This window comes from Aurantibacter sp. UH7, from assembly GCF_056839165.1.
In genome coordinates, this window is the sequence record NZ_CM166388.1 from 3,849,611 (window position 1) to 3,872,077 (window position 22,467).

Annotated in this window: 13 protein-coding genes and 1 pseudogene; all 14 read right to left on the reverse strand. The window is 39.3% G+C overall.

Annotation, left to right across the window (positions count from 1 at the left end):
• Positions 1-96: 96 nt before the first annotated feature.
• A complete protein-coding gene (locus UH7x_RS16295; RefSeq protein ID WP_482363620.1) occupies positions 97-4,428 on the reverse strand; it encodes a PKD domain-containing protein in 4,332 nt (1,443 codons plus the stop codon).
• A 45-nt stretch (positions 4,429-4,473) separates the two neighbouring features.
• Positions 4,474-5,715: pseudogene (locus tag UH7x_RS16300) on the reverse strand (PQQ-dependent sugar dehydrogenase); the annotation flags it as partial.
• 29 nt (positions 5,716-5,744) lie between these two features.
• On the reverse strand, positions 5,745-6,497 hold the full coding sequence (locus UH7x_RS16305; RefSeq protein WP_482360985.1) for a VOC family protein: 753 nt from the start codon (positions 6,495-6,497) through the stop codon (positions 5,745-5,747).
• Between the two features lie 257 nt (positions 6,498-6,754).
• A complete protein-coding gene (locus tag UH7x_RS16310; RefSeq protein ID WP_482360986.1) occupies positions 6,755-8,530 on the reverse strand; it encodes an efflux RND transporter periplasmic adaptor subunit in 1,776 nt (591 codons plus the stop codon).
• 8 nt (positions 8,531-8,538) lie between these two features.
• Positions 8,539-9,030, reverse strand: a complete 492-nt coding sequence (locus UH7x_RS16315) for a DUF305 domain-containing protein (RefSeq protein WP_482360987.1) — start codon at positions 9,028-9,030, stop codon at positions 8,539-8,541.
• A 9-nt stretch (positions 9,031-9,039) separates the two neighbouring features.
• Positions 9,040-11,556: a heavy metal translocating P-type ATPase gene (locus UH7x_RS16320; protein ID WP_482360988.1), complete on the reverse strand. Its 2,517-nt coding sequence runs from the start codon at positions 11,554-11,556 to the stop codon at positions 9,040-9,042.
• Positions 11,557-11,569: 13 nt separating this feature from the next.
• Positions 11,570-12,919 carry an APC family permease gene (locus UH7x_RS16325; RefSeq protein WP_482360989.1) on the reverse strand — a complete coding sequence of 450 codons (1,350 nt, stop codon included), beginning with the start codon at positions 12,917-12,919 and terminating at the stop codon, positions 11,570-11,572.
• Positions 12,920-12,998: 79 nt separating this feature from the next.
• Complete coding sequence (locus tag UH7x_RS16330; RefSeq protein WP_482360990.1) at positions 12,999-13,292, reverse strand: phosphoribosylpyrophosphate synthetase; 294 nt, start codon at positions 13,290-13,292, stop codon at positions 12,999-13,001.
• 19 nt (positions 13,293-13,311) lie between these two features.
• Positions 13,312-13,767, reverse strand: a complete 456-nt coding sequence (locus UH7x_RS16335) for a heme-binding domain-containing protein (RefSeq protein ID WP_482360991.1) — start codon at positions 13,765-13,767, stop codon at positions 13,312-13,314.
• Entirely contained in the window at positions 13,768-14,358 is a 591-nt protein-coding gene (locus tag UH7x_RS16340) for a DUF3347 domain-containing protein (RefSeq protein WP_482360992.1), read from the reverse strand. It abuts the gene before it with no gap.
• Positions 14,359-14,382: 24 nt separating this feature from the next.
• On the reverse strand, positions 14,383-16,752 hold the full coding sequence (locus tag UH7x_RS16345) for a multicopper oxidase domain-containing protein (RefSeq protein WP_482360993.1): 2,370 nt from the start codon (positions 16,750-16,752) through the stop codon (positions 14,383-14,385).
• A gap of 74 nt (positions 16,753-16,826) precedes the next feature.
• Positions 16,827-17,393 (reverse strand): helix-turn-helix domain-containing protein, encoded by a 567-nt coding sequence (locus UH7x_RS16350; RefSeq protein ID WP_482360994.1) that lies wholly within the window; start codon positions 17,391-17,393, stop codon positions 16,827-16,829.
• A gap of 2 nt (positions 17,394-17,395) precedes the next feature.
• The gene (locus UH7x_RS16355) at positions 17,396-18,637 is read right to left on the reverse strand and encodes a TolC family protein (protein WP_482360995.1); all 1,242 of its coding nucleotides are present in this window, start codon (positions 18,635-18,637) and stop codon (positions 17,396-17,398) included.
• Positions 18,634-22,428 (reverse strand): efflux RND transporter permease subunit, encoded by a 3,795-nt coding sequence (locus UH7x_RS16360; RefSeq protein ID WP_482360996.1) that lies wholly within the window; start codon positions 22,426-22,428, stop codon positions 18,634-18,636. The genes UH7x_RS16355 and UH7x_RS16360 overlap by 4 nt, the downstream gene beginning before the upstream one ends.
• Positions 22,429-22,467 lie beyond the last annotated feature (39 nt).

Genomic DNA, 22,467 nt, shown 5'->3' on the forward strand with positions numbered 1-22,467 from the left:
AAGAAAATTATTAAAACCAAAAGCCCAGTACTCATAGGGTTCCGGATTAAGTTTACCGTTTATACAGCTTTGAGGTCACTAGGCCAAGTTGCGTATTTAATTATCCACTATTAGCTTAATCAATGTCGGCTTACCTTGATTCATGCCTACACCAACGAAATAGACACCATTTCTTAATGTGGATACGGGAATATCGTATGTACCGTCAGCGGATAGCACATCAGGTGCGTCGAAAACAGCTATAAATCTTCCACCAACATCGTGCAAATATATGTTTAAGACCACCATATCTGCTGGTGTATTAATTACGCTTATTTTGGCAACACCACCTTTAGACGGGTTTTCGACCAAGACAGCTTCCATCTCACCAGAGGTACCTTCGGTCACTGTAATGGACAATGTGGCCGTACTTGTAAGGTCTCCCTCATCTGTGACAGTCAAGGTAACGGTATAAGTGTCAGCCTCATTATATGTGCAAATTGGATTCACTTCGGTGGAAGTACCTCCATCTCCAAAATCCCATGCATAGGCCACTACGCCAACATCATCGGTAGAGTTACTACCTGTAAAAGTGACCTCTAGAGGTGAGACACCTGTTAAAGGAGCTGCTTCCGCGACTGCAACCGGAGGCATGTTTCCACCTTCAGAGCTGACCGTAACTGTTACCTCATCAAAACCTGTTTTATTTTCATCATCTATGACAGTCAATCTAAACACATAACTACCTAAAACCAGATCACTAGCCGCCAGATTCGCAGTTGTTTCCGCGGCCAAAGTGGCTGTAGTGGGACCGCTCACTTGTGTCCATTGATAGCCTGTAATCGAGCCACCATTGGGGTCGGTTCCGGAACCATTCAATGTGATACTATTAGAGGGAAGAACGACCGTCTGATCTTGACCGGCATCGGCAATAGGATCGTTGCTAACCGTTGGAGGCGTTGTATTTTCATATATTCTTGGTCCCATATGCTGTAGCCAACCATTCGAAACCACATCAAGGTCTCCATCATTGTCAATATCGGTAACTCTGGCGCCATCGTGATGTTCCAAATTGAGTGATCCATCATCGATAATTTGCGTTTCCCAATCGCCTGTGCTACAAAGATCGTTCTCGAAAATAATCAATCTACGATTGGCCAACCACTCACCCACAACAATATCTTGATCTCCATCGAAATCAAAATCGATAGCAAAGATGCTAAGGCTTCCTGCAATATCGGTTGCGAGAATATTTCTTACCCAAGGCTGCGTTGGGTCCGCAGGTGCGGCAAACCAAGCAAATTCCGAGTTATTCGGGTTGCTTCCCAATCCCAATTGACCAACAACCGCATCCAAGTCACCATCTCCATCAAAATCGGCCAATTGAGCACGATCCGGAGTGGTAACATAGGTAATTCCCGTTGCGAAGGTTTCCCATGTTCCACCACCATTATTTCGCAACCAATTGATTCCTTGAAAAAGATCGAGATCACCATCTCCGTCTATATCACCGGCTTGAAGATCTTCTCCTGCAGAATCGGGGTTGATATCTACCAAACTCCACGTACCTGTTGTCGGGCTCGCTGATGGAGTAAGCATTTGAACGGGTGATCCCGTAGATTCGGCACCATTCCAATTAATGGCCATCTGATACCCAGAACCAAAATCGCCTCCTGCAAGCCCAGCTAAAAAGGGCTCACTATAATTTGTATTTCCAGCGGGGATATTGGTAAATACCGTAAAATCACCAGAGCCATCGTTCTGCGCCCATAAAAGCTGGGCACTTTCATATTCGTTGTCTGGTGCGATTCCCAATGCTGTTCCCAACAAATCCATATCGCCATCACCATCGAAATCGTAAACGTGAACAACATTTCCAAAAGTACCTCCAATAGTGTTTTTTTGCCAGTTTCCAGAAGCAGAACCAGGATTTTTATACCACCAGCCGCCTGTTACAATGTCCTTGAGGCCATCGCCATCCAAATCATCATCGGCAAAAGTATATACTGCAGTGTACGGATTTTGATCTAGTTGATGGACTACCCAAGAATCAGGGAAGTCCGTTTCATTACAGACCGGTTGATCTGTAACCGCAATCATCACTTCGTCAAAAATACCTGTGGGCGAGTGATCGGCAAAGAAAAGTTCGACACGGATCGTATGACTTCCGATACTCAAACCACTTAGCTCTATTGGATTATGGCTATAATATGGATCCATCATCATTCCATCTATATAGTAATGTATATGTGTGTCTCCCTCTTGAATTGTCCAATTTTCCACCATGAATGCGATTTCGAATGGCTGATTGACACTCCATCCATTTTGGGGCGAGGTAATCATTATATCGGGTGTCGATGCAAAAGCATCTGGGGGCAATATTTCGATAGCCGACAATTTTGGATTTTCGTTGACAGATGTTAGCGTGATACTCGCAAATCCATCAGTAATAGAAATATCGTCCAACTCCTTCTTAAGAGCTGTCGCCGGATCTACTTCTGCGGAGATATCAAAATTGGTCAGTACGGGATTGCCTTCTATAGTCACGTTAAAAACACGTGTACCGGGGCCACCAGGCACACTACCAATTCCAAAATACAGTTCAGCAAAATGTAAACGAATATCATATTCGCCAGATACGGGTACAGGAATTTCATATGAGAAGCTGCCGAAACGTTCTGTTTGATAAAGTTCATCTTGTGTCGTACCATTTATAGGTAGCGAGGCACTGAAGAGACTTCCACCAGTGGAATATTGGTCCGCAATAAAGGTTTCGGCACCATACGTCAATTGGGGACCTCCCACGTTGATTCGAATAGAACTTATGATAGAAAATGAATAATTTCCGGTAACAATTGGTATTCCAGAAATGTTTTGAACATCGTTAACCGTCAGATTGTAGGTCGTATCACCTCTCAACGGAGAAACTGTTAAAAAAACGGTCAGTCCATCTGATTGCAAAACCGCGGAAGAAATGGTAATACCGTTGTCTATCGCATAGTTTGAAACCTGATTCGCAGTAGTCCCGGTAACATACTCTGAAAATTGGACTTTGACCTGTGTGGAGCCCATTGCCTCAACAGAGGATATCTCAGGTGGAGAACTGTCGGTTGACACTCCATCTCCGATAAATTCCACATAATTCAGATTAAAGATATCTTGCGTACCGCTAGTACTTTTAAATACGAAAAATAGATCGTTTTTTCCGACAGGTGCCGTAAAGGTAGATTCCATGGCCTGCCAATTGCCCAAGCCACCGGTTGAAGGTACAGTGGTGGTTGCCAAAAGAGTTCCAGTAGGGCTTCCCAACCTAAATTCTATGGCACCTCCTGCCGTTGCGGCCGCCACCTTATATTTCACAGCTGTCATGTTCAACAAATTGCGTGCTGAAAAAGAAATATACCCATTGTTGTCGACGTTCAAGGCTTCTGATCCGCCTTCCAAAGGATCGGTATTTGAGATTATAGTGGTCCCATTTTGAGTATCAAAGTATTCAGCCTCTTTACGTTTCGGGTGCAATAAAATTTGGTCAAAAGCCGTTAGATCACCCTGATCTGTATAATTAGCATTTAATACATAGAAAATGTCCATCTCCCCTGTAATATCATGTCCGTCGTAAGCCAAAGTAAAATTCTGAGGACAGCCTGTCATGGTGGCTAAGTCATGAAAATGATTTAGGTGGCCAAGAGCAGGAACCATATTAACATCGTTGCAGTCGATTCCGGAACCGGTAGATCCGTCCTCAGCATCCGTTACAATTAAATCTATTGATATGTCATCTCCCCAACCAATGAATCCGCCGTCAGCAGGTGAATTATAAGAAAATGTGGCGGCAGTATTGCCAGCATAGATTGTGATATTATTTACCCCGAATGCGCCGCCTGGGTCCGTAACTGTTAATTTCGCATTAAAGGTTCCTGCCGTATTGTAAACGTAGGTCGGGTTTTCTGCATTGGAATCTGTATTTCCATCGCCATCAAAATCCCATTCATATGTCAAAGGGCTATCCCCATTCGGATCACTCGTTCCAGCACTAAAAAAATTAACCGTCAAGGGCAATGAACCGCTAGTTACATCAGAACCAATAAACACGGTTGGGGGGGCATTTGAAGTAATACCCGTATAATCAACCCTGATTAACTTACCAGTACCTACATTTTGGGGGCAACAACCAGCACCGTACGCCAAAATATACATCTTACCGTCAGGGCCGAATTCCATGTCAATAAACCCGTCGCCAGACCCAGAGGGAAATACAGCCGGTGCGAACAAATCATTACTTATTATATCTCCTTGTGTATCCATTTCAACAGCCCATATATTACTCGAATTGAAATCGTAGTAGAAAAAAACCTCATCGAATTCAACCGGAAATCTTTGGTCATCGGTCAGTGCACCATCGTAATAATATCGAGGGCCGGCAAAATGACTTTTGTGAAAAAATTCCATCCAAGCCGGTTCGGCAGGAGGTAGAACTGTGACCCCTGTATTCCATGTGGAAGTATTTTCCGGGGCGGCGGGGTCGTTGTAAAATGGTGACGGCGTGCGATAGGAGACCTGATAGGCATCGTTGTCGACACCAGAAAAATATGGCCAGCCATAGTTGCCTGCAGTTTTAACCAAATTCATTTCATCAAGACCCTCTGGACCAAGTGCACTTTGAGCGTTCGCATCGGGGCCTACTTCTCCCCAAAACAGCCAATCAGTATTCTCTTTATCGACAAAAATACGATACGGGTTTCTCGCACCCATCACATATATTTCTGGTAGCGTGTTTACAGTTCCCACCGGAAAGAGATTTCCGGCAGGTATGGTATACGAACCGTCGGTCTGGGGAGTTATCCGAAGGATCTTACCCCGCATATCGTTGGTATTGCTCGAACTTTTCTCAGTAGTAGCAGAAATTTCTGTCTCATTATGAGAGGCGTAGGCATCGCTATAGTACGAATTATCGCCAACCGCGATATACAGGTTACCCTGTGAGTCAAATGCCATATCTCCTCCCGAATGGTAGCTGATAATCCGTTGAGTACCCCACTCCAACAACACAATCTCGGAAGACAGGTCCAACACATCGCCGTTCATGGTGAACCGCGATACTCTGTTGGTCGACTGGCCGAGCACAGCATAATGTAGATAAATGTAATTATTAACGATAAAATCTGGGTCGAATGCAATGCCCAATAAACCTTCTTCGAACTCATGAAAGACTGGTAACGTTCCAGCTGAAACAGAGGTCTGGGTATCCGTTTTGTAAATTATTACTTCGCCGTACCGATCAAGGATAAATATACGCCCATCTGGTGCGAATTGCATAGTTGTAGCATTGGCCAACCCTGTCAGCAAGGGTACTTGCTGAAATTCATCAGGAAGCTGTGCATTAATTGTAATCGAACTTGTTAGGGCCAGGAGCAATACCAAATTTCCTAAAATTCCATATGATATGTGTCTAAATTTAGAATAGAACAAGTGCCGTATTGGAAAGAAAACCGTATTTCGAGTGTAAAAAGAGTAGATTTTTCCAATAATCAAATTAATAGTTATAGCAATTTTAATCCTTGAAGCTAGATTTGGGAGGGAATCTAACAGTTGTAGCGAATATTTTCTGCCTGTTTTCTTCCAAATATTATCATGATATTCTGCAAGTTTATTGAAATCTTCTTTTTTCTCTGCGATTTTTTTAGGTAAATATACTATAAGGATATTACCAAATATTTCCTTCAATTTATTTTTCATTACTCCTTTTTTTGTTGTTTTTTAATTTACTAGTTCAACTCTTGTTTTAACAAGGTGATTTGCCAGGAAACTCCAAACTTGTCTTGAACCAAGCCATTTCGGATTTTGTCGTTGTGGTGTGAAAGCTCATTTAAATAATAATCGACTTCAACTTGGGTTTCACAATTGACAATAATTGAATTACTTGTTGAAAATGATAAGTCTTTATAAATTGTACTATCCAATGCGGCGAATTTTTTTCCTAACAGATAGAATTGTCCATGCCTTATTTTTCCATTTTGAAACTTCCCCCTGCCTTCATATCGCAGCAAGAGTTCTATTGTAGAATCGAAAATGGAGCTGTAAAAGCCAATTGCCTCTTCTGCCCTACCATATTGACTTCCGCAAAACATTAGGGTGGGCGTTATTTTTTGCCCCATATCAGATAACTCACCTAATGACAATTGCCATGAAACACCGTATTTATCTTCAACCCAACCGTATTTAGCGCTCCACGGATAGGTTTCGATAGGCATTAAAATGTTTCCATTGTCTGCGAGTTTTTCCCAAATTGTATTTATTTCATCCACAGTTTCACACATAACATAGAAAGACATTGTCGCATTAGGACTTTTGCCAGAAACATCACCTAAGGCCATAATGGTGAAGTTCTCAATTTCAAATACTGTCGCAACACTAGTTTTCTGTTTAATTTTAGAACTTGGAAACGTGTCGCAGTAAAAGTTAACCGCCTCATTAATTTCATGACCAAACCAAATGCAAGGAATTATTTTATTTTTCATTTTTAAATAATATATGGTTAGTTATTAATTTTTAATTCATTCCTTCATTCCCCGTCAATGCATTTCCATCATTTTCATTCATCATTTATTTTTTACCTCATAACTGTTCGGCTACATCAATGGTGAAATTGCCATTCATTATTATTTCATCACTCCAATTTTAATACTCTTAAAATTAAAATTTCTCTCTTATTGCTTCTTCTATTCTATTCTCAGCATCTCAAAAGTTATGGATACATGACCCGATTTCATATATACTATCGTATCTCCTCAATCACACTACCACAAGTCAACATATCAGCACCATAATATGGATTTTTGATTTCTTTATCTGTGCTTAACCAAATTGCACCTTTGTTGCTATTGCCCATAGGACATTTTTGAACATACATTATTTCTGAAGGAGATTTTATATTCATTACAATAGCCACTATATTTTCGTTTAAAACCACCAACCTAGCTCTTTGATTTTTTAAATCTGAATTAGAAAAGATAGCATCGAGCATTTCAATGCTCTTAAATAGATGTGAAGTTTCCATTTTACCCAAATCACTTACTTCTATGGCTTTCATTTTTTCTAATGTTGTTCTTGCTAAAACAGAGACTTGATTTGCATCACTAGTTACAAAGGCCTCCACCATTTTAAAATACGGTTTTAATGCAGCTTGAAAAGCTGTTTCAAATGCCTTTGGTAGTTTCATTTCCATTATTGAAATTGCATTGGATTCATTTTCTGTATCTGCCTGCATTCCTATATGACCTTCGTGACCCATCATTGTTTTACCACCTGACTTGTTCATCATTGACTTCTTGCCCTGTAATTGCGCCGCTGCATCTACCGTAAATGTACCATTGGTCACAATTTCCTCTCCATTTTCTAATCCTGAAGTAATCGTAAAATTATCTCCGTTACGAAGCCCAACAGTAACTTCTCGCATTTCAAAAACAGGCCTATTTGGAATTGGTTTTACGTATACTAAAGAACGTTCTCCTGTCCATAATACAGCACTTGCTGGAATATTCAATGATTCCCCCGGAGCTTGGGCTGAGTCTTTTATCTTTCCAGAAACAAACATCCCGGGCTTGAATAAATGTTCGTTGTTATTTAAGATTGTACGCACGGTCACCGTTCTTGTACTACTATTCAACAAAGGGTCAATAAATGATATGACTGCATCAAATTCCTTTTTAGGGTATGCGCTCGTGGTAACCTTTATTTTCTGTCCTTTTTTAAATTGTGAAATTTGATTCTCATACGCATCGAACTCTACCCAAACTGAATTAAGGTTACTTACTTTTAGAATAGGCTGACCCTGTTTTAAATAATCACCTTCTGCCGCCATGACCATCGCTACTGTTCCTGAAACCGTTGCATATAATGGGAATTTTTCACGTACTTCTCCCGTTGACTCTATATTGTCAATTTGACTTACAGAAAGCTTCCATAGTTTCAACTTATTACGAACAGCCTTATATAAAGCCGGTTGAGATTCTTTTAAAGAAGTCGCTGTAATTAATTCCTGTTGAGCAGCTACAAGATTAGGGGAATAGATTGTTGCTAATAATTGCCCTCTTTTTACTTCTTGCCCTTCAAAACTTACATTTAATTTCTCCAAACGACCATCAAAATAACTTGCTTGAATAGCATTATTTTCCTCATTTGTAGCAATTTTACCAGATAGTGAAATTACCCCTTCTTCATTACCTTCCAGAAGGTTTCCAACAATGGTAGTTTCAATATTTGCTAATGCCATTGCATTTTCTGTCATTTTGATTTGATTTGCAGCTAGGCCTTCAGCACTAGTTTCAGCTGGAATTAAATCCATACCACAAATAGGGCAATTACCAGATTCTGGTTGCATAATCTGCGGGTGCATTGAACATGTCCACATTTCATTCGTTGAAGCCTCAGAATGGTCGTGGGCGTCCATTATTTTTTGATTGGTTGTATCGGAGTTATTTCCGAAAATCAGGTAACCTGCTAGTAGTCCAATAATTACTGCGATACCTAGATATAGGATGTTTTTTTTCATAGTACTATTTATTTTTCGTTTTCGAGGCGTTGAATCATCGCCTTCATTTCTTCAATTTCCCTTTTTTGAGCCTTAATAATATCGTTGGCTAATTTTTTCACTTCCGGGTCTTGAATGTCTGCGCGTCCGCTGGTTAAAATAGCTATGGAATGATGCGGAATCATTGCCTTCATCCATAAAACATCTCCTACTATTGGAGCTTGCGCCCTAACAAGTCCCAGTGCAGTTCCAAAAAGAGCAATGCTTCCTAGGACAATAGCAATGTTTTTCTTCTTGTTGGTATACATATTGCGCATAGCAACAAACATTATTATGGCCATGGTCGCTATACCTAAACAACTCATGTAGAATCTAGTCAAGCTAAAATATACATGGTCTATCTGATAGGTATTTAAGTACATCGTCATGTACATAGCTATGAATGACGCTGCAAGCATCGCTACAAATTTGGTGTAATTCCCTTTTTTCATTTCGTTATGATTTTGTTCTTCTGAATTCATTTTTTTTTATTAATTAATTGATTTTGTTTTGAGCCTGAGCGCGTTTACAATTACTGAAACAGAACTAAAACTCATTGCTAATGCGGCAATCATTGGTGATAGGAGAATTCCAAAAAATGGAAACAAAACCCCCGCCGCTATGGGTACACCAAGTGTATTATATATCAAAGCGAAAAATAGATTTTGCTTGATATTTCGCATTACTTTATCACTTAAATTCCTTGCTTTTACAATACCGTGTAAATCTCCTTTAACAAGCGTAATCATTGCACTCTCAATGGCTACATCTGTTCCAGTACCCATTGCAATACCTACGTCACTTTTGGCGAGTGCCGGCGCATCATTGATTCCATCGCCTGCCATTGCCACAACGTGTCCTTCTTCTTGTAACTTTTTGACTTCTTCCAGTTTGTTTTCTGGTAACATTCCAGCCTTAAAATTAGCAAGGTTGAGTTCGCTTGCTACCGCTTGCGCTGTATCATGATTATCACCTGTAAGCATTATTACTGAAATACCTTTGTCCTGAAGTTCTTTGATTGCTTTGGCACTTGTAGTTTTAATTTTATCGCCTATGACTACATATCCAGCAACTTCACCATCTACTGCCATATAGGAAACGGTTTTTCCTTGTTTTTGAAATGATTGTGCTTCGGCTTCCATTTCTGATGAAATCGTTGCATTCGCATATGCCATCATCTTTGCATTTCCTAAATCGAGTTTTTTCCCTTCAACCGTTCCTTCTACTCCTTTTCCTGTAACCGCACTAAAATCAGCTACTTTAAGGATTTCTATTTTTTGTTCTTTCCCGTACTTAACAGTAGCTTCCGCAAGTGGATGTTCGCTAGAACTATTCAAAGAGGCTATAAGTTGGGTTATTTCATTTTCTAAAAATGAATCGTTAAACGAACCCATTTTTTCAACTGTTGGTTTTCCTTCAGTAATAGTTCCTGTCTTATCAACTATCAAAGTATCTACTTTGTCCATTTTCTCTAAAGCTTCGGCGTTCTTAATCAAGACACCATTTTGAGCACCTTTACCAACACCAACCATTACTGACATTGGTGTTGCTAATCCCAAAGCGCAGGGACAAGCAATAATCAATACAGCAATGGCATTTACAAGCGCATAAACATAAGCTGGTTCTGGACCCCAAATCGCCCAAACTGCAAAAGTGATTAGAGAAATGATTACCACTACAGGCACAAAGTATCCTGAGACGGTATCTGCTAATTTCTGAATAGGTGCACGACTACGACTAGCATCATTTACCATATGGATAATTTGAGAAAGCAAGGTATCGCTACCTACTTTTTCGGCTTTCATCAGAAAGGACTGATTTCCGTTAATAGTTCCGCTGCTTACCTTATCATCTTCGGCTTTGTTAACTGGAATAGGTTCACCAGAAATCATTGACTCATCTACGGTGGTGCGACCTTCTGTAATTACTCCATCCACAGGAATTTTTTCACCTGGTTTCACACGTAGCACATCGCCTTTTTGAATTTGGTCTATGGAAACTTCTTCATCCTTTCCATCAACAACTCGTATTGCTTTATTAGGAGCCAATTTCAATAGTTCTTTTACGGCTGAATTGGTTTTACTATGCGCTCTAGCTTCTAAAACCTGACCCATTAATACAAGGGTAAGTATTACTGTTGCAGCTTCAAAATAGACATGTACTGCTCCTGAATAAGTTTTAAATTGTTCAGGAAAGAAATCAGGAAACAGCATCCCAAATACACTAAACAACCAAGCTACACCGGCACCGATACCGATGAGTGTGAACATATTTAGATTCCAAGTTTTGATACTTTTATAAGCACGTTCAAAAAACATCCATGTGGCATAAAACACAACAGGAATAGATAAGCCAAACTGAATCCAGTTCCACCATTTTTGTTCCATTACATCATATAGAGGATTGTTTGGAATCATCTCGCTCATGGCGATTAAGAAAATAGGTACTGTAAAGGCTACCGCTACCCAAAATTTCTTTAGTAACTTTTTATAGGTCTTCTCTTCTGCTGAACTATCTGCTTCCATAGGGACTAAGTCCATTCCGCAAATAGGGCAAGCTCCAGCTTCGTCCTTGACAATTTCTGGGTGCATTGGACAAGTCCATTGTTCTGATGTGGTTGTTGATAGATTTTGCTCTTCAACTAAATCCATTCCACAGACAGGACAGTCTCCAGATTTGTCGTAGGTTTTGTCTCCCTCACAATGCATTGGGCAGTAGAAAGTGCCAGTTCCTTTACCTTTAAGTTTTTCGTTTTTTTCTTTCGCGGAAGCGGTATCGTTTTGATGATGTCGCTCTCCAGGTTTGTGGATAGAATAAGTACCACCTTCTTTTTTAAGGGCATCTTGGAATTTTTCAATAGGAATATGTGATTCCATTTCAATGGTAGCTTCAGCTTTTTCTAAATTCACAGTAGCCTTTGAGACACCTTTCACTTTGGAAAGTGTTCCTTCTACGTGACTGCGACAACCGTTGCAGGTCATTCCTTGAATGTGATAAGTGTGTTTCATAGTTTCCGTAATTTTACATTTTCATTTGTTCATCTTTATTGTTTTCCATTCCCATATTCATATTTCCGTCCTTATCTGTATGCGATTTCATAAAAATAAATTGAGAAAGAAAAATGAGGGCAATACCAATTGCTGCAACTATAAGCACAAAAGGGTCGTTAGTATATTTTAAATAGATAAATGCTGCCAAAACAACAACATCCAACAGTATGGCAATTATTGGAATAATCGGGTTGAATTTTACTTCTTTTTTTAGATGCTTAAAAAGTCCCCAATGAATGGCGATATCCATTATCAAGTAGAAAATGGCTCCAATCGAAGCTATACGAGTTAAATCGAACAAAATCGTAAATAGTATGGCTAATGAAACGGTAAAAATCAGCGAAGGATTTTTAAGTTTCTTAATTCTGTTCATATCAGGAACTTGTTTCATATTGCTTAACATTCCCAACATTCGTGAAGCAGAATATACGCTGGCAATTACGCCGGAAACTGTTGCGACAATGGCTAGTAAAATAGTTAAAGTTGAACCCCAGTCGCCAAATAGAGGTTTTGCTGCTGCTGCCAAAGCATAATCTTTTGCTATTATAATTTCTTCAATACTCAATCTACCAACAACCGATAATGCCAAAACAACATAGATGATTGTGCAAACGACAATTGAAATAATAATGGAACGTCCTACATTTTTATGGGGATTTTTAATATCGCCTCCTTGATTTGTAATGGTCGTAAATCCTTTGTATGCAAGGATAGACAAGGCTAATGCGGCAACAAATCCAAAACCTTCAGGCAGGGAATGGCCATTGGCAGCACTATAATTACCTGTGATCGTAGGTAAACCAGAAATAACCAATCCTGATATAGCAAGTACTGCAATACCGACTACTTTAATAATTGCTGTAAAAGTGGCGGTAGCTTCAATAACCTTGTTGCCCGAAATATTGATTATATATGCAGCAACAATAAGAACTACGCCCAATGCAGATGCGTAACCCGCATATTCTTGCGGAAACAGTCGTAACGCATACGCCCCAAAAGTACCTGCCACTAAACTTTCTGAAACAACCATTGACACATACATCAGCAATGAAAAAGAACCAGCAAGTGTTCCCGGTAAATATGCCTTGGTCAAAAATTTCGCAACACCGCCAGAAGAAGGATATGCGTTTGAAAACTTAACATACGAATAGGAACTAAAGCCAACTACAACTGCACCTGCGATAAATGCGATTGGGAATAAATCGCCGACTAATTCTGCGATTTGACCCATTAGCACAAAAATACCTGCGCCAATCATTACGCCTGTACCCAAGGAAACAGAGCCTAATAATGAGAGTTTTTGATTAGTTTGCTTTAACATTTTTATTTAATTATTTTTCTCGATATCACTTTGACGACCATCAAAATGCCACTAGTGTATTCTATATGTGTGTTTCATATTATCTTAATTTTTTTCGCATAGCTTCTGAGATGTTTTCTGCATAAACGCCATATGCATCTACTAATAATCCTATAATTCCATTTTTTGATGAAATAGCGTAAAGAACGCTGTTATCATCGGTACTGCTCATTCCTTCAAAACGGTGCATCTCATCGACATCAAAATCTTCTGGATGTAATTTTAGTTTTAGGGCATTGCATTCAATGTGACCCGAACATAAATTAAGATCAATGGTATAACCTTGCTCTCGTAAATAGGTCATTGTCTCGGAAAGCGTATCGAATGTTTTCATAGATGTATGCATTAAAAATTTATTTTAAACTTTCCTTTAAATTGGTCATATATTGAATTACCCTTTCTTTTTCAGATTCTGAAAAAATGGCATTCCTATGAATAAGCGTATAGCTTTCCATAGGCATCTCGCCACTTTCTATTTGTTTGACAATAGATCGTAACTTACTTTTCTTTCTTCTATCTGAATAATCGTCCCACTCATTAAAATTCAATTCTGCTTTTCCTTCTTTGATGTGGTTTTCCAAAAACCAAGCTGCTGGCTGAATTTTGCTGTACCAAGGATATGCTGTATTATTACTGTGGCAATCATAGCAGGAAACCTGTAGCGAATTTTTAATCGCTACAGGTACTATATTTACTGACATAAAATCAGTCTGTAGGACGATTTCACTCCGATTGTAATCAATAGGGTAAAATTGAATAATCACAAACGCAATTAGTGTAGTCCAAGCTATGATTTTTACAATTTTCACTTAATTGATTTCACGTTGTACTTTACCACACTTCAACATTGAGCTTCCATAATACGGATTTCTAACTTCTTCCTTAGTGCTTAACCAAGCTGTACCACCATCATACATAGGGCAGAACTGCTCATAGAGCTTTTTTTCAGTTCCGGTAATGGCGACCATATCGGTTACATCTTTACTTAACGTTTTAAAGTGCTCACGTTGATGCTTGATATCGCTTTCGCCAATATGCTCTGCATGCTCGGTGGCATCTTCTACAATGTCCTTCAATTCACTTTGCTCATTATCCGAATAGTTGGATGCATCAAAGGTTTTAAATGATTGTGCCATCGTATTCCCAAGCTCTTTTGCTTTGCTGTTGTCGTCATTTACCAAAGCATCCTTTAGATTAAAGTAATCGTTCAAAATAGCTTCCGCGTTTGCGTCTTGATTATCGCCAATAGCCAAATCTTCTTTGTCATCCATTGTTTCTTGGGGCATTTCATTACTCATAGGCTTTGCAGCTTCGTTCTTATTACCGTCTTTGCAGGAAGCCGTTAAAATCATTGTGGCAGCAAGTGCCATTGTACCCATTGTCCTTTTTACTGTTTTCATTTTGTTTTCATTTATTGTTTTACATTAGAATCGGGCTAAAAGGCCGCCACCCCAGCCATATCGGTTATTGTAATTTGCTTGGATTGAAAAATTGCGCGAGAGGATATATGAAAGCCCCACCAACCATTGGGTTTCACTTTCAAAGGACTTGTTATCCTCTAAATCATTTACCCACCCAAAGTCCGCTCTGTACTCGTATTCACCTTCTAGAAAAAATCTAGGAAAAATCAAAAGTTCTCTGTCCAGACGTATTCGTGGGCGTAGCTGATGGTCCATACTTACGTCTACATTAAATCTATAAGGTGTAAAATATTTTACACCAACCAAGCCTACGGTATTAAATGTATCATAAGAATCCGGTGTTGAAGTTTCGGTATTTACCCCCGCATACACACGTACCCAATCATTCAGGTATCTATTGTAATTCACTTCTATTTCGGTATTTTTGTCGTAGTCAAATTCGGCACGTAGGCCAAATTCGTTTCGAATATTACTCGACATAAAATTAAGCTCATTGAAATTTGAACCTAAACGTGCTTTTCCCCAAGAATAGTAATGGTCTGTTTCATCCACGAGTTTTTGAACAGGATAATCCTTTATTCTTTCATCCCTTGGCGTATCGTAACTAAAAACCCTTGCCATACCGCCCATCATATGGTACAGTACGTGGCAATGAAAGAACCAATCGCCATACTCTTCATTATAGAACTCTATGACCACTTTCTGCATAGGCGGTACGTTTACCGTATGCTTTAATGGGGAACGTTCGCCATTTTCATTGATGACCCTAAAATAATGCCCGTGCAGGTGCATTGGGTGGTGCATCATCGTAATATTATTAAGCGTAATGCGCGTTACTTCGCCTCCTTTTATATTTATTTTATCGGTTTCTGAAAGAGGTACGCCATTCATACTCCATACGTAGCGCTGCATATTTCCTGTTAGGTTCAACAGTATTTCATTTACCGGCAAATCCGCTTTATAGGTGGTATTTTCCTTTGCCTTTAAAAAGTCGTAGTTGAAATAGGTTTTACGAGTATCGTAATCAAATGAGGAAGTATCCTTCTGCATCTTGGGCATATTGTGATTCATATGGCCTTTCGTTTTATCCGATGTTCCGTTATTGTTCATTGGCATCGAGTCTTTTTTCATTCCCGACATTTTATCCATATTCATTTGGTCATTCATCTTGCCTTCGTTCATAGACATCTTATCGTGCATCCCCATTTTCATCTGACCGTCTTTCATATCCATCTTCATTCCATACTTCTGCATTAAAAATTCAGGGGTGTTTTTCTTTTTATTACCAGCCATTGCAGGTGCTCCCATTTTCATATCCATTTTTGCCATCTGCTTCATCATCGCCACTTTGTCTGGTCTGTCAATCGTTTTAGCAGGATAAAGTGTTCCCTGTCCTAAACGCAATGAAGTATGCCCAGAGCCATCTTGTGCCGTTGCCGTGACCTCTATAGTACCGTCCGGTATGGTTACGATTACATCGTAGGTTTCAGCTATACCAAATAGAAATCGGCTTTTGGATACGGGTTGCACATCAATACCATCGCTGGAAACCACCATTGGGTTACCCCCACCAAAATCCATCCAATAATATGTAGAGGCCGAAGCATTGATAAAGCGAAGTCGCACCTTTTCTCCAGGCTTGAATTCGGGATATTCTGCCAATGTTTTACCGTTGATCAGAAATGCAGGATAATAGATATCGGCAATATCAGCACCTTCCATTCGATCTCTCCAAAATTTAAGCTGTGCCCCAAAAGCACCTTCTTTGATGACCCTGCCCAAAGGGACCGTTGTACCTTTTTTTACCTGATACCATTCGTTTCCCCTTTTTAAGTTACGCAGTACGTTCATTGGTTTTTCGTTGGTCCAGTCAGAGAGTACTACAATTAAATCATTATCATAATCCAAGGTTTTTTCCTTGGGCTGAATCATAATGGAACCATACACACCTTTCTGTTCTTGTAGCATCGTATGGGAATGGTACCAATAAGTACCTGATTGATTGATTGGGATTCTGTATTGGAAAGTTGTTCCTGATTCAATGGGAGGTGTAGTTAAATATGGAACCCCATCATAAAAATTGGGAAGTATCAATCCGTGCCAATGCACCGATGTTTCAACGTCCATTTTATTGGCTACGTTGATTATGGCAAGATCGCCCTCGGTAAATTCCAAGACTGGTCCGGGAATACTACCATTAATCGTCATTGCATTGGCAGTAATACCGCCGAGCGTCATTTTGTTTTTTTCAATGGTAAGGTCGTATTCCTTAATCGGCCGTCCTTCTTCTTTTCTGTCATCACCATTAGTCCCTACTTGAGCGAATGCTGTAGAAGAAAACAGTAATAATGTGATAATTCTTAGCAGTTTCATAGTTTTCTCGATGTTGTTATTCAACAAAAATATTACTGAAATTCAGTATGTTGTATCATAATTCTGGTTCATATCTATACAATTTTGTCTAAAGGATTTCTAAAATTTTTATGCCCATCCTTGTAGTCGCTGAGGCTCATTCCGTACTCACTTTTAAATTGCTTACTTAAGTGGTTGACATTGCTGTAATCGAGCAATTGACTTATCTCCGTAAAATTGTAATCTGGTGTTTGGATAAGTTCCTTAACCTTTTCTATTTTCAGTTTGATAAAATATTTTTCAACAGTTATGCCTTCGGTAATGGAAAATACTTTACTGAATTTTGAATATTCTTTTTGCAATTTGTCCGCAAGAAAATCTGACAACTTACCATCAATTTCAAGTGGCATAACATTCAGCAACTTTATCAATTCAATTTTCACTTGTTCGGTCAATTTATCCTCGGTCGACGTAATAAGGGCAAAACCATTTCTTTCTAAAGTTTGGACAAGCGTATTTAATTGTTCCTCTTCTTTTATATCCAATCGAAGCCTTCCCAACTGAATTTCCAATAATCCTATTTCCGCCTTATTCAACTCGTCTTTCAACACCTTAATGCATCGGTCACACATCATATTTTTTATGTAAAAGTCCTTGACCATAATTAATTGATTAAGTAGTTGATAATCGCCGATTGCACATAGTACATTTGCACAGACTCGATTTGATTTAACTGGAACTTTAACTGTAATTCCTGAATGTCTAGCACATCTTTAAAATCAATGGTTCCCGTCTCGTAATTCTTAATCAGGATTTCTTCGGCATCCTTTGCCTGTTTCAGGTTTCTTATCTGAGTATTAAATCTAATTCGTGCTTGATTTCGTTGGGATTTTGCTTGCGCAAAAGCAGTTTCTAAAGTATTTAACCGCTCATCTTTTTGCAGTTCGATTTCCTTTTGTCTCAACTCATTCTGTTTGGAAACCGAGTTGTACTTATTGTTGAAAATAGGAATAGAAAGGGTAACCATTGGCATTACAATATCCTTTCCATTATCACTAAAGTTCATTTCTGGTCGTTCTGTTACAGGAACATAGTCCAAGCCGAAACCTAAATTAGGTGCACTTTCTTTTTGGTTGAGCAGTTCTGATTGTTCAATAGATTCATAGAGCTTGTCATATTTGAGCAGTTCCGGATTGAGTGCCAACCCCTCCTCGCTATACATCGGGTCATCTATCGGGATGGTCATTACTGGAACGACTTCCACGGCAATACTTTCTTTCCGATTCAGCAGTTTATTGAATACAGTCTGTTCGGCAAGAAATTCTTCCTGCAAGACTTTTTTCTGCTGCTGCAACTCATTTTGGCGAATCTGTAAGCGCAGTACATCTACCGCAGAGGCCTTACCCACTTCGACTGATGTCAATGCTAACCGTTCGTAAGTCTTTAATAATTGAATATTCACGTCTAGTACTTCTTGTTTCGCTTTGTTTGAATACAATCGGTAAAACGATTGAGCTATAGAAAGTGCCAGCTTACGTTTAGCAATCGCGATTTTTACAAATTCCGTTTCTGCCATTGAACTAACATAGTTTTCCCTTGCCGTTATCGTACCAAACCAAGGTAGCATCTGCGATACTGAAAAACGAGCGCGTTGAGCACCAGTTCGGGTCTCGGGTTCGCTCACGAAATATCCTGCGCTAATTGTGGTATTGGGTAACGTATTGACTTCGTTTACTTTTTCTTGGGCAATGTTATACCGCAATTCATACGCTTGGATATCAGGGTTGTTCGCTTCGGCTTCTTGGATATAGGATTGTAGTACTTGTGCTTTCCCAGAAAATAAAGAGAACAAAGAAAAGAGAACAAAGATTCCTTTTACTGTAGATTTTGTTTTGCGGTTTTTCATGCTAAATCCTTTTTTAGTCTATTGTCTATATTCTTTTCTCTCTTCTCCAAAAGAAATTCTTCTCTCCAACTGTACAAGACCGGTACAATAAAATAGGATGTAATATCAATCACCATTCCTCCAAAAATCGGGATGGCCATTGGTATCATAATATCACTTCCCTTTCCTGTGGATGTCAATACCGGAAGTAAAGCAAGAATTGTAGTTACTGTAGTCATTAGACAAGGACGTATTCGCTTTTTCGCAGCTTCCAATGCTGAATGTCTGATACCCTTTTCATCTGTTGGCTTGTCACGGTCAAAGGTTTGTGTGAGGTAGGTTGCCATTACCACACCGTCATCTGTCGCAATACCAAATAGTGCAATGAACCCAACCCATACTGCCACACTCAAATTGATAGTTTTCATATTGAATAGGTCACGCATATTCTCTCCAAACAAATTGAAATTGAAGAACCAATCTTGACCATACAACCAAATCATAATGAAACCACCTGCAAAAGCCACCGTGATTCCTGTAAAGACCATTAGTGAAGTAGAAACCGATTTGAACTGGAAATACAAAATCAAAAAAATGATTGCTAATGCCAACGGAACTACAACTGAAAGTGTTTTCTCGGCCCGCAACTGGTTTTCATAGGTTCCAGTAAATTGATAACTGATTCCTTTAGGAACGGTTAATTCCCCAGCACCGATTTTTTCCTTGATTAAAGCCTGAGCATTTTCTACGACATCTACTTCAGCAAAACCATCCAACTTATCGAACAGTACATATCCGATTAGGAAGGTATCTTCGCTTTTAATCACTTGCGGACCTTGTTCGTAACGTATGTCAACGAGTTCCCCCAATGGCACGGGACTTCCCTTTTCTACAGGAACATAAATCTTTTTAAGGTCTTCTTCATTGCCACGTAATTCCCTCGGATAGCGCACACGAACTCCATAACGCTCACGACCTTCAACGGTCTGCGTCAATGGCATTCCGCCAACAGCTACTTTTAGAACTTGCTGAACATCCATAATCGATATTCCATATCGCGCTAGTTGCTCTCTTTTTATATCAATTAATAAGTAAGGTTTACCCACAATACGGTCTGCAAAAACAGCCTGCTCTTTGACACCCTCAGCTTGTTTTAGAATACCTTCTAACTCTAGACCAAAGGCCTCGATTTGGGCTAAATCTTGCCCTTTGACCTTTATTCCCATGGGCGCTCGCATTCCTGTTTGCAACATTACCAATCGGGTTTCAATGGGTTGTAATTTTGGTGCGGAAGTTACCCCTGGTAACTTGGTGACCTTAACGATTTCATTCCATATATCATCTGGGCTATTAATCTCTGGTCGCCAGTTACGGTAGAATTCGCCATCGTCATCTTCAACCAAATGCTTCGAATGAATAGCAAATGGGTCTCTTAATTTTGATGCGTCATAGGTTGAATTTTCGCTATCTACATCCGTATTCGGATTGATAACAAGATTACCGTCTTTCAGTATAAAAAGTCCATCTTCATTTACTTTGTAGCGTTGCCTTTTTCCATTTGAATTACGCATGTATTCAGATTTGTACTGAATCATATTTTCATACATCGATAGCGGTGCTGGGTCGAGCGCAGATTCTGTTCTTCCAGATTTACCTACCACAGTTTCTATTTCAGGAATAGTAGCAACTGCCATATCTAGCTGTTGTAATACCCGTTTATTCTCTGTTACACCAGCATGAGGCAAAGAGGTGGGCATTAAAAGGAACGAGCCTTCATTCAGAGATGGCATAAATTCCTTTCCGGTGTTATTCATAATCCACACACCAGAAATAAGTACTGTTGCAGGAATGATTAGGAACAAAAGTTTATTCGCTAATGCCCATTCCAAAATCTGACCATAGTACATTCTTAGAACAGAAAATATCCCTAGAACTCCGAAACAAATAATTGCGACAAAAATCAAGTTAATAAATACGCTTCTATCAAAGCCTAACGGCCTCCAATATTCCGCAAGCAGAATTACGATAGCAGCTGAAGATATTATAATGTTAATCAGATTTACTTTCTTCTTTTCAAGATTACCCCTTAAATTTAATAGTCCGGTTACTCCAAAAGCAATCAAAACAATCCCTAACCAATAGCCCGAAATTATTACGATTGTTCCCAATACTAAAAGTGAAATTTGAAGTACATAGCTAAACGAAGATTTTAAATTCTTCTTTCTGAATAGATAGGCGGCCAATGGTGGAATTATGAATAAGGCGATAACCAATGAAGCCGATAGCGCCATCGTTTTTGTAAAAGCAAGGGGACGGAATAGCTTTCCTTCTGCACCAATCATAGTAAATACAGGTACAAAACTTATAATGGTAGTTAGGACTGCTGTTAAGATTGCTCCAGAAACTTCAGAGGTGGCATTATAGATAATTTCATTTGTGGTGTATTCCGTGGCACTTTCGCTAAAACGCAACTTTTTATCATCTATATGCCGTATCATGTTTTCGGCTAGAATAACACCAACATCGACCATGGTACCGATAGCGATGGCGATACCGGAAAGCGCCACTATATTCGCATCTACATTGAAGATTTTCATGGCAACAAAAACCATTAAAACAGCGACTGGCAATAGTCCAGAAATTAAAATAGACGCCCTTAAATTGAAGACCATTATGATAATTACCAAAATGGTAATTAGTATTTCTAATGTCAATGCTTCATTAAGTGTATCGAGTGTTTCTTCAATCAGCTCTGTACGGTCGTAAAAAGGAACAATGGTAAGCTGAGATGTACGGCCATCTGCCAGTACTTTTGAAGGTAGGCCACCTTTAAGTTCATCAATTTGGGCTTTTACATTCGTGATGACTTCCATTGGGTTAGCTCCGTATCGAGCAACAACGACACCACCAACGACTTCTGCTCCTTCCTTATCCAAAATACCACGCCTAGTTGCTGGACCAAGTGTTACGTTGGCCACATCTTTAATACGTAATGATGTGAAATTTTTAGAAGAAACAACTGCATTTTCTAAATCTGCAATAGATTTAACATAGCCTAATCCACGAACTAAATATTCAGCTTGGTTTATCTCTAGGGTCTGCGCACCTATATCTTGATTACTTTCTTTTACAGCTTTTACAATTTGACTAAGACTAATTTTATATTGACGCATTTTCTCAGGATTCACGTCAACTTGATATTCCTGTACATAACCACCAATAGAAGCGACCTCTGATACTCCACTAGCACCTGAAAGAGCATATTTCACATAGTAGTCTTGAATGCTGCGTAGTTCCTGTAAATCCCATCCACCAGTTACATTTCCCTTTTCATCACGTCCTTCTAAAGTGTACCAATAAATTTGACCCAATCCTGTAGCATCTGGACCTAGAGCTGGATTTAAACCTTCTGGCAATAGATTAGCTGGTAATGAATTTAGTTTTTCTAAAATCCGACTACGTGACCAATAAAACTCGATGTCCTCCTCAAAAATGATATAGATGCTCGAAAAACCGAACATAGAAGAACTACGAATCGTTTTTACCCCAGGTATACCGAGCAAAGAAGTAGTTAGTGGATACGTAATCTGGTCCTCAATATCCTGTGGAGAACGACCTTCCCATTTCGTAAAAACAATTTGTTGATTTTCACCAATATCCGGAATAGCATCTACTGCTACGGGGTTTGAAGGCAGAAAGCCTGTATTCCAACCAAATGGTGCATTTACGATACCCCAACCTACAAATAAGGCGAGCATTAATACTGCAACGAGTTTGTTCTCGATAAGGAATTTGATAGCTTTATTAAGCATGTGATTTGATAATTAAACAGTTATGAAAGATTTGAAATT

Bases quoted from the DNA above. Each gene is read 5' to 3' on its own strand.
- UH7x_RS16295 (WP_482363620.1), bottom strand. From the start codon at position 4,428: ATGGAATTTTTTCACAAAAGTCATTTTGCCGGCCCTCGATATTATTAC.
- UH7x_RS16305 (WP_482360985.1), bottom strand. From the start codon at position 6,497: ATGAAAAATAAAATAATTCCTTGCATTTGGTTTGGTCATGAAATTAAT.
- UH7x_RS16310 (WP_482360986.1), bottom strand. From the start codon at position 8,530: ATGAAAAAAAACATCCTATATCTAGGTATCGCAGTAATTATTGGACTA.
- UH7x_RS16315 (WP_482360987.1), bottom strand. From the start codon at position 9,030: ATGAATTCAGAAGAACAAAATCATAACGAAATGAAAAAAGGGAATTAC.
- UH7x_RS16320 (WP_482360988.1), bottom strand. From the start codon at position 11,556: ATGAAACACACTTATCACATTCAAGGAATGACCTGCAACGGTTGTCGC.
- UH7x_RS16325 (WP_482360989.1), bottom strand. From the start codon at position 12,919: ATGTTAAAGCAAACTAATCAAAAACTCTCATTATTAGGCTCTGTTTCC.
- UH7x_RS16330 (WP_482360990.1), bottom strand. From the start codon at position 13,292: ATGAAAACATTCGATACGCTTTCCGAGACAATGACCTATTTACGAGAG.
- UH7x_RS16340 (WP_482360992.1), bottom strand. From the start codon at position 14,358: ATGAAAACAGTAAAAAGGACAATGGGTACAATGGCACTTGCTGCCACA.
- UH7x_RS16345 (WP_482360993.1), bottom strand. From the start codon at position 16,752: ATGAAACTGCTAAGAATTATCACATTATTACTGTTTTCTTCTACAGCA.
- UH7x_RS16350 (WP_482360994.1), bottom strand. From the start codon at position 17,393: ATGGTCAAGGACTTTTACATAAAAAATATGATGTGTGACCGATGCATT.
- UH7x_RS16355 (WP_482360995.1), bottom strand. From the start codon at position 18,637: ATGAAAAACCGCAAAACAAAATCTACAGTAAAAGGAATCTTTGTTCTC.
- UH7x_RS16360 (WP_482360996.1), bottom strand. From the start codon at position 22,428: ATGCTTAATAAAGCTATCAAATTCCTTATCGAGAACAAACTCGTTGCA.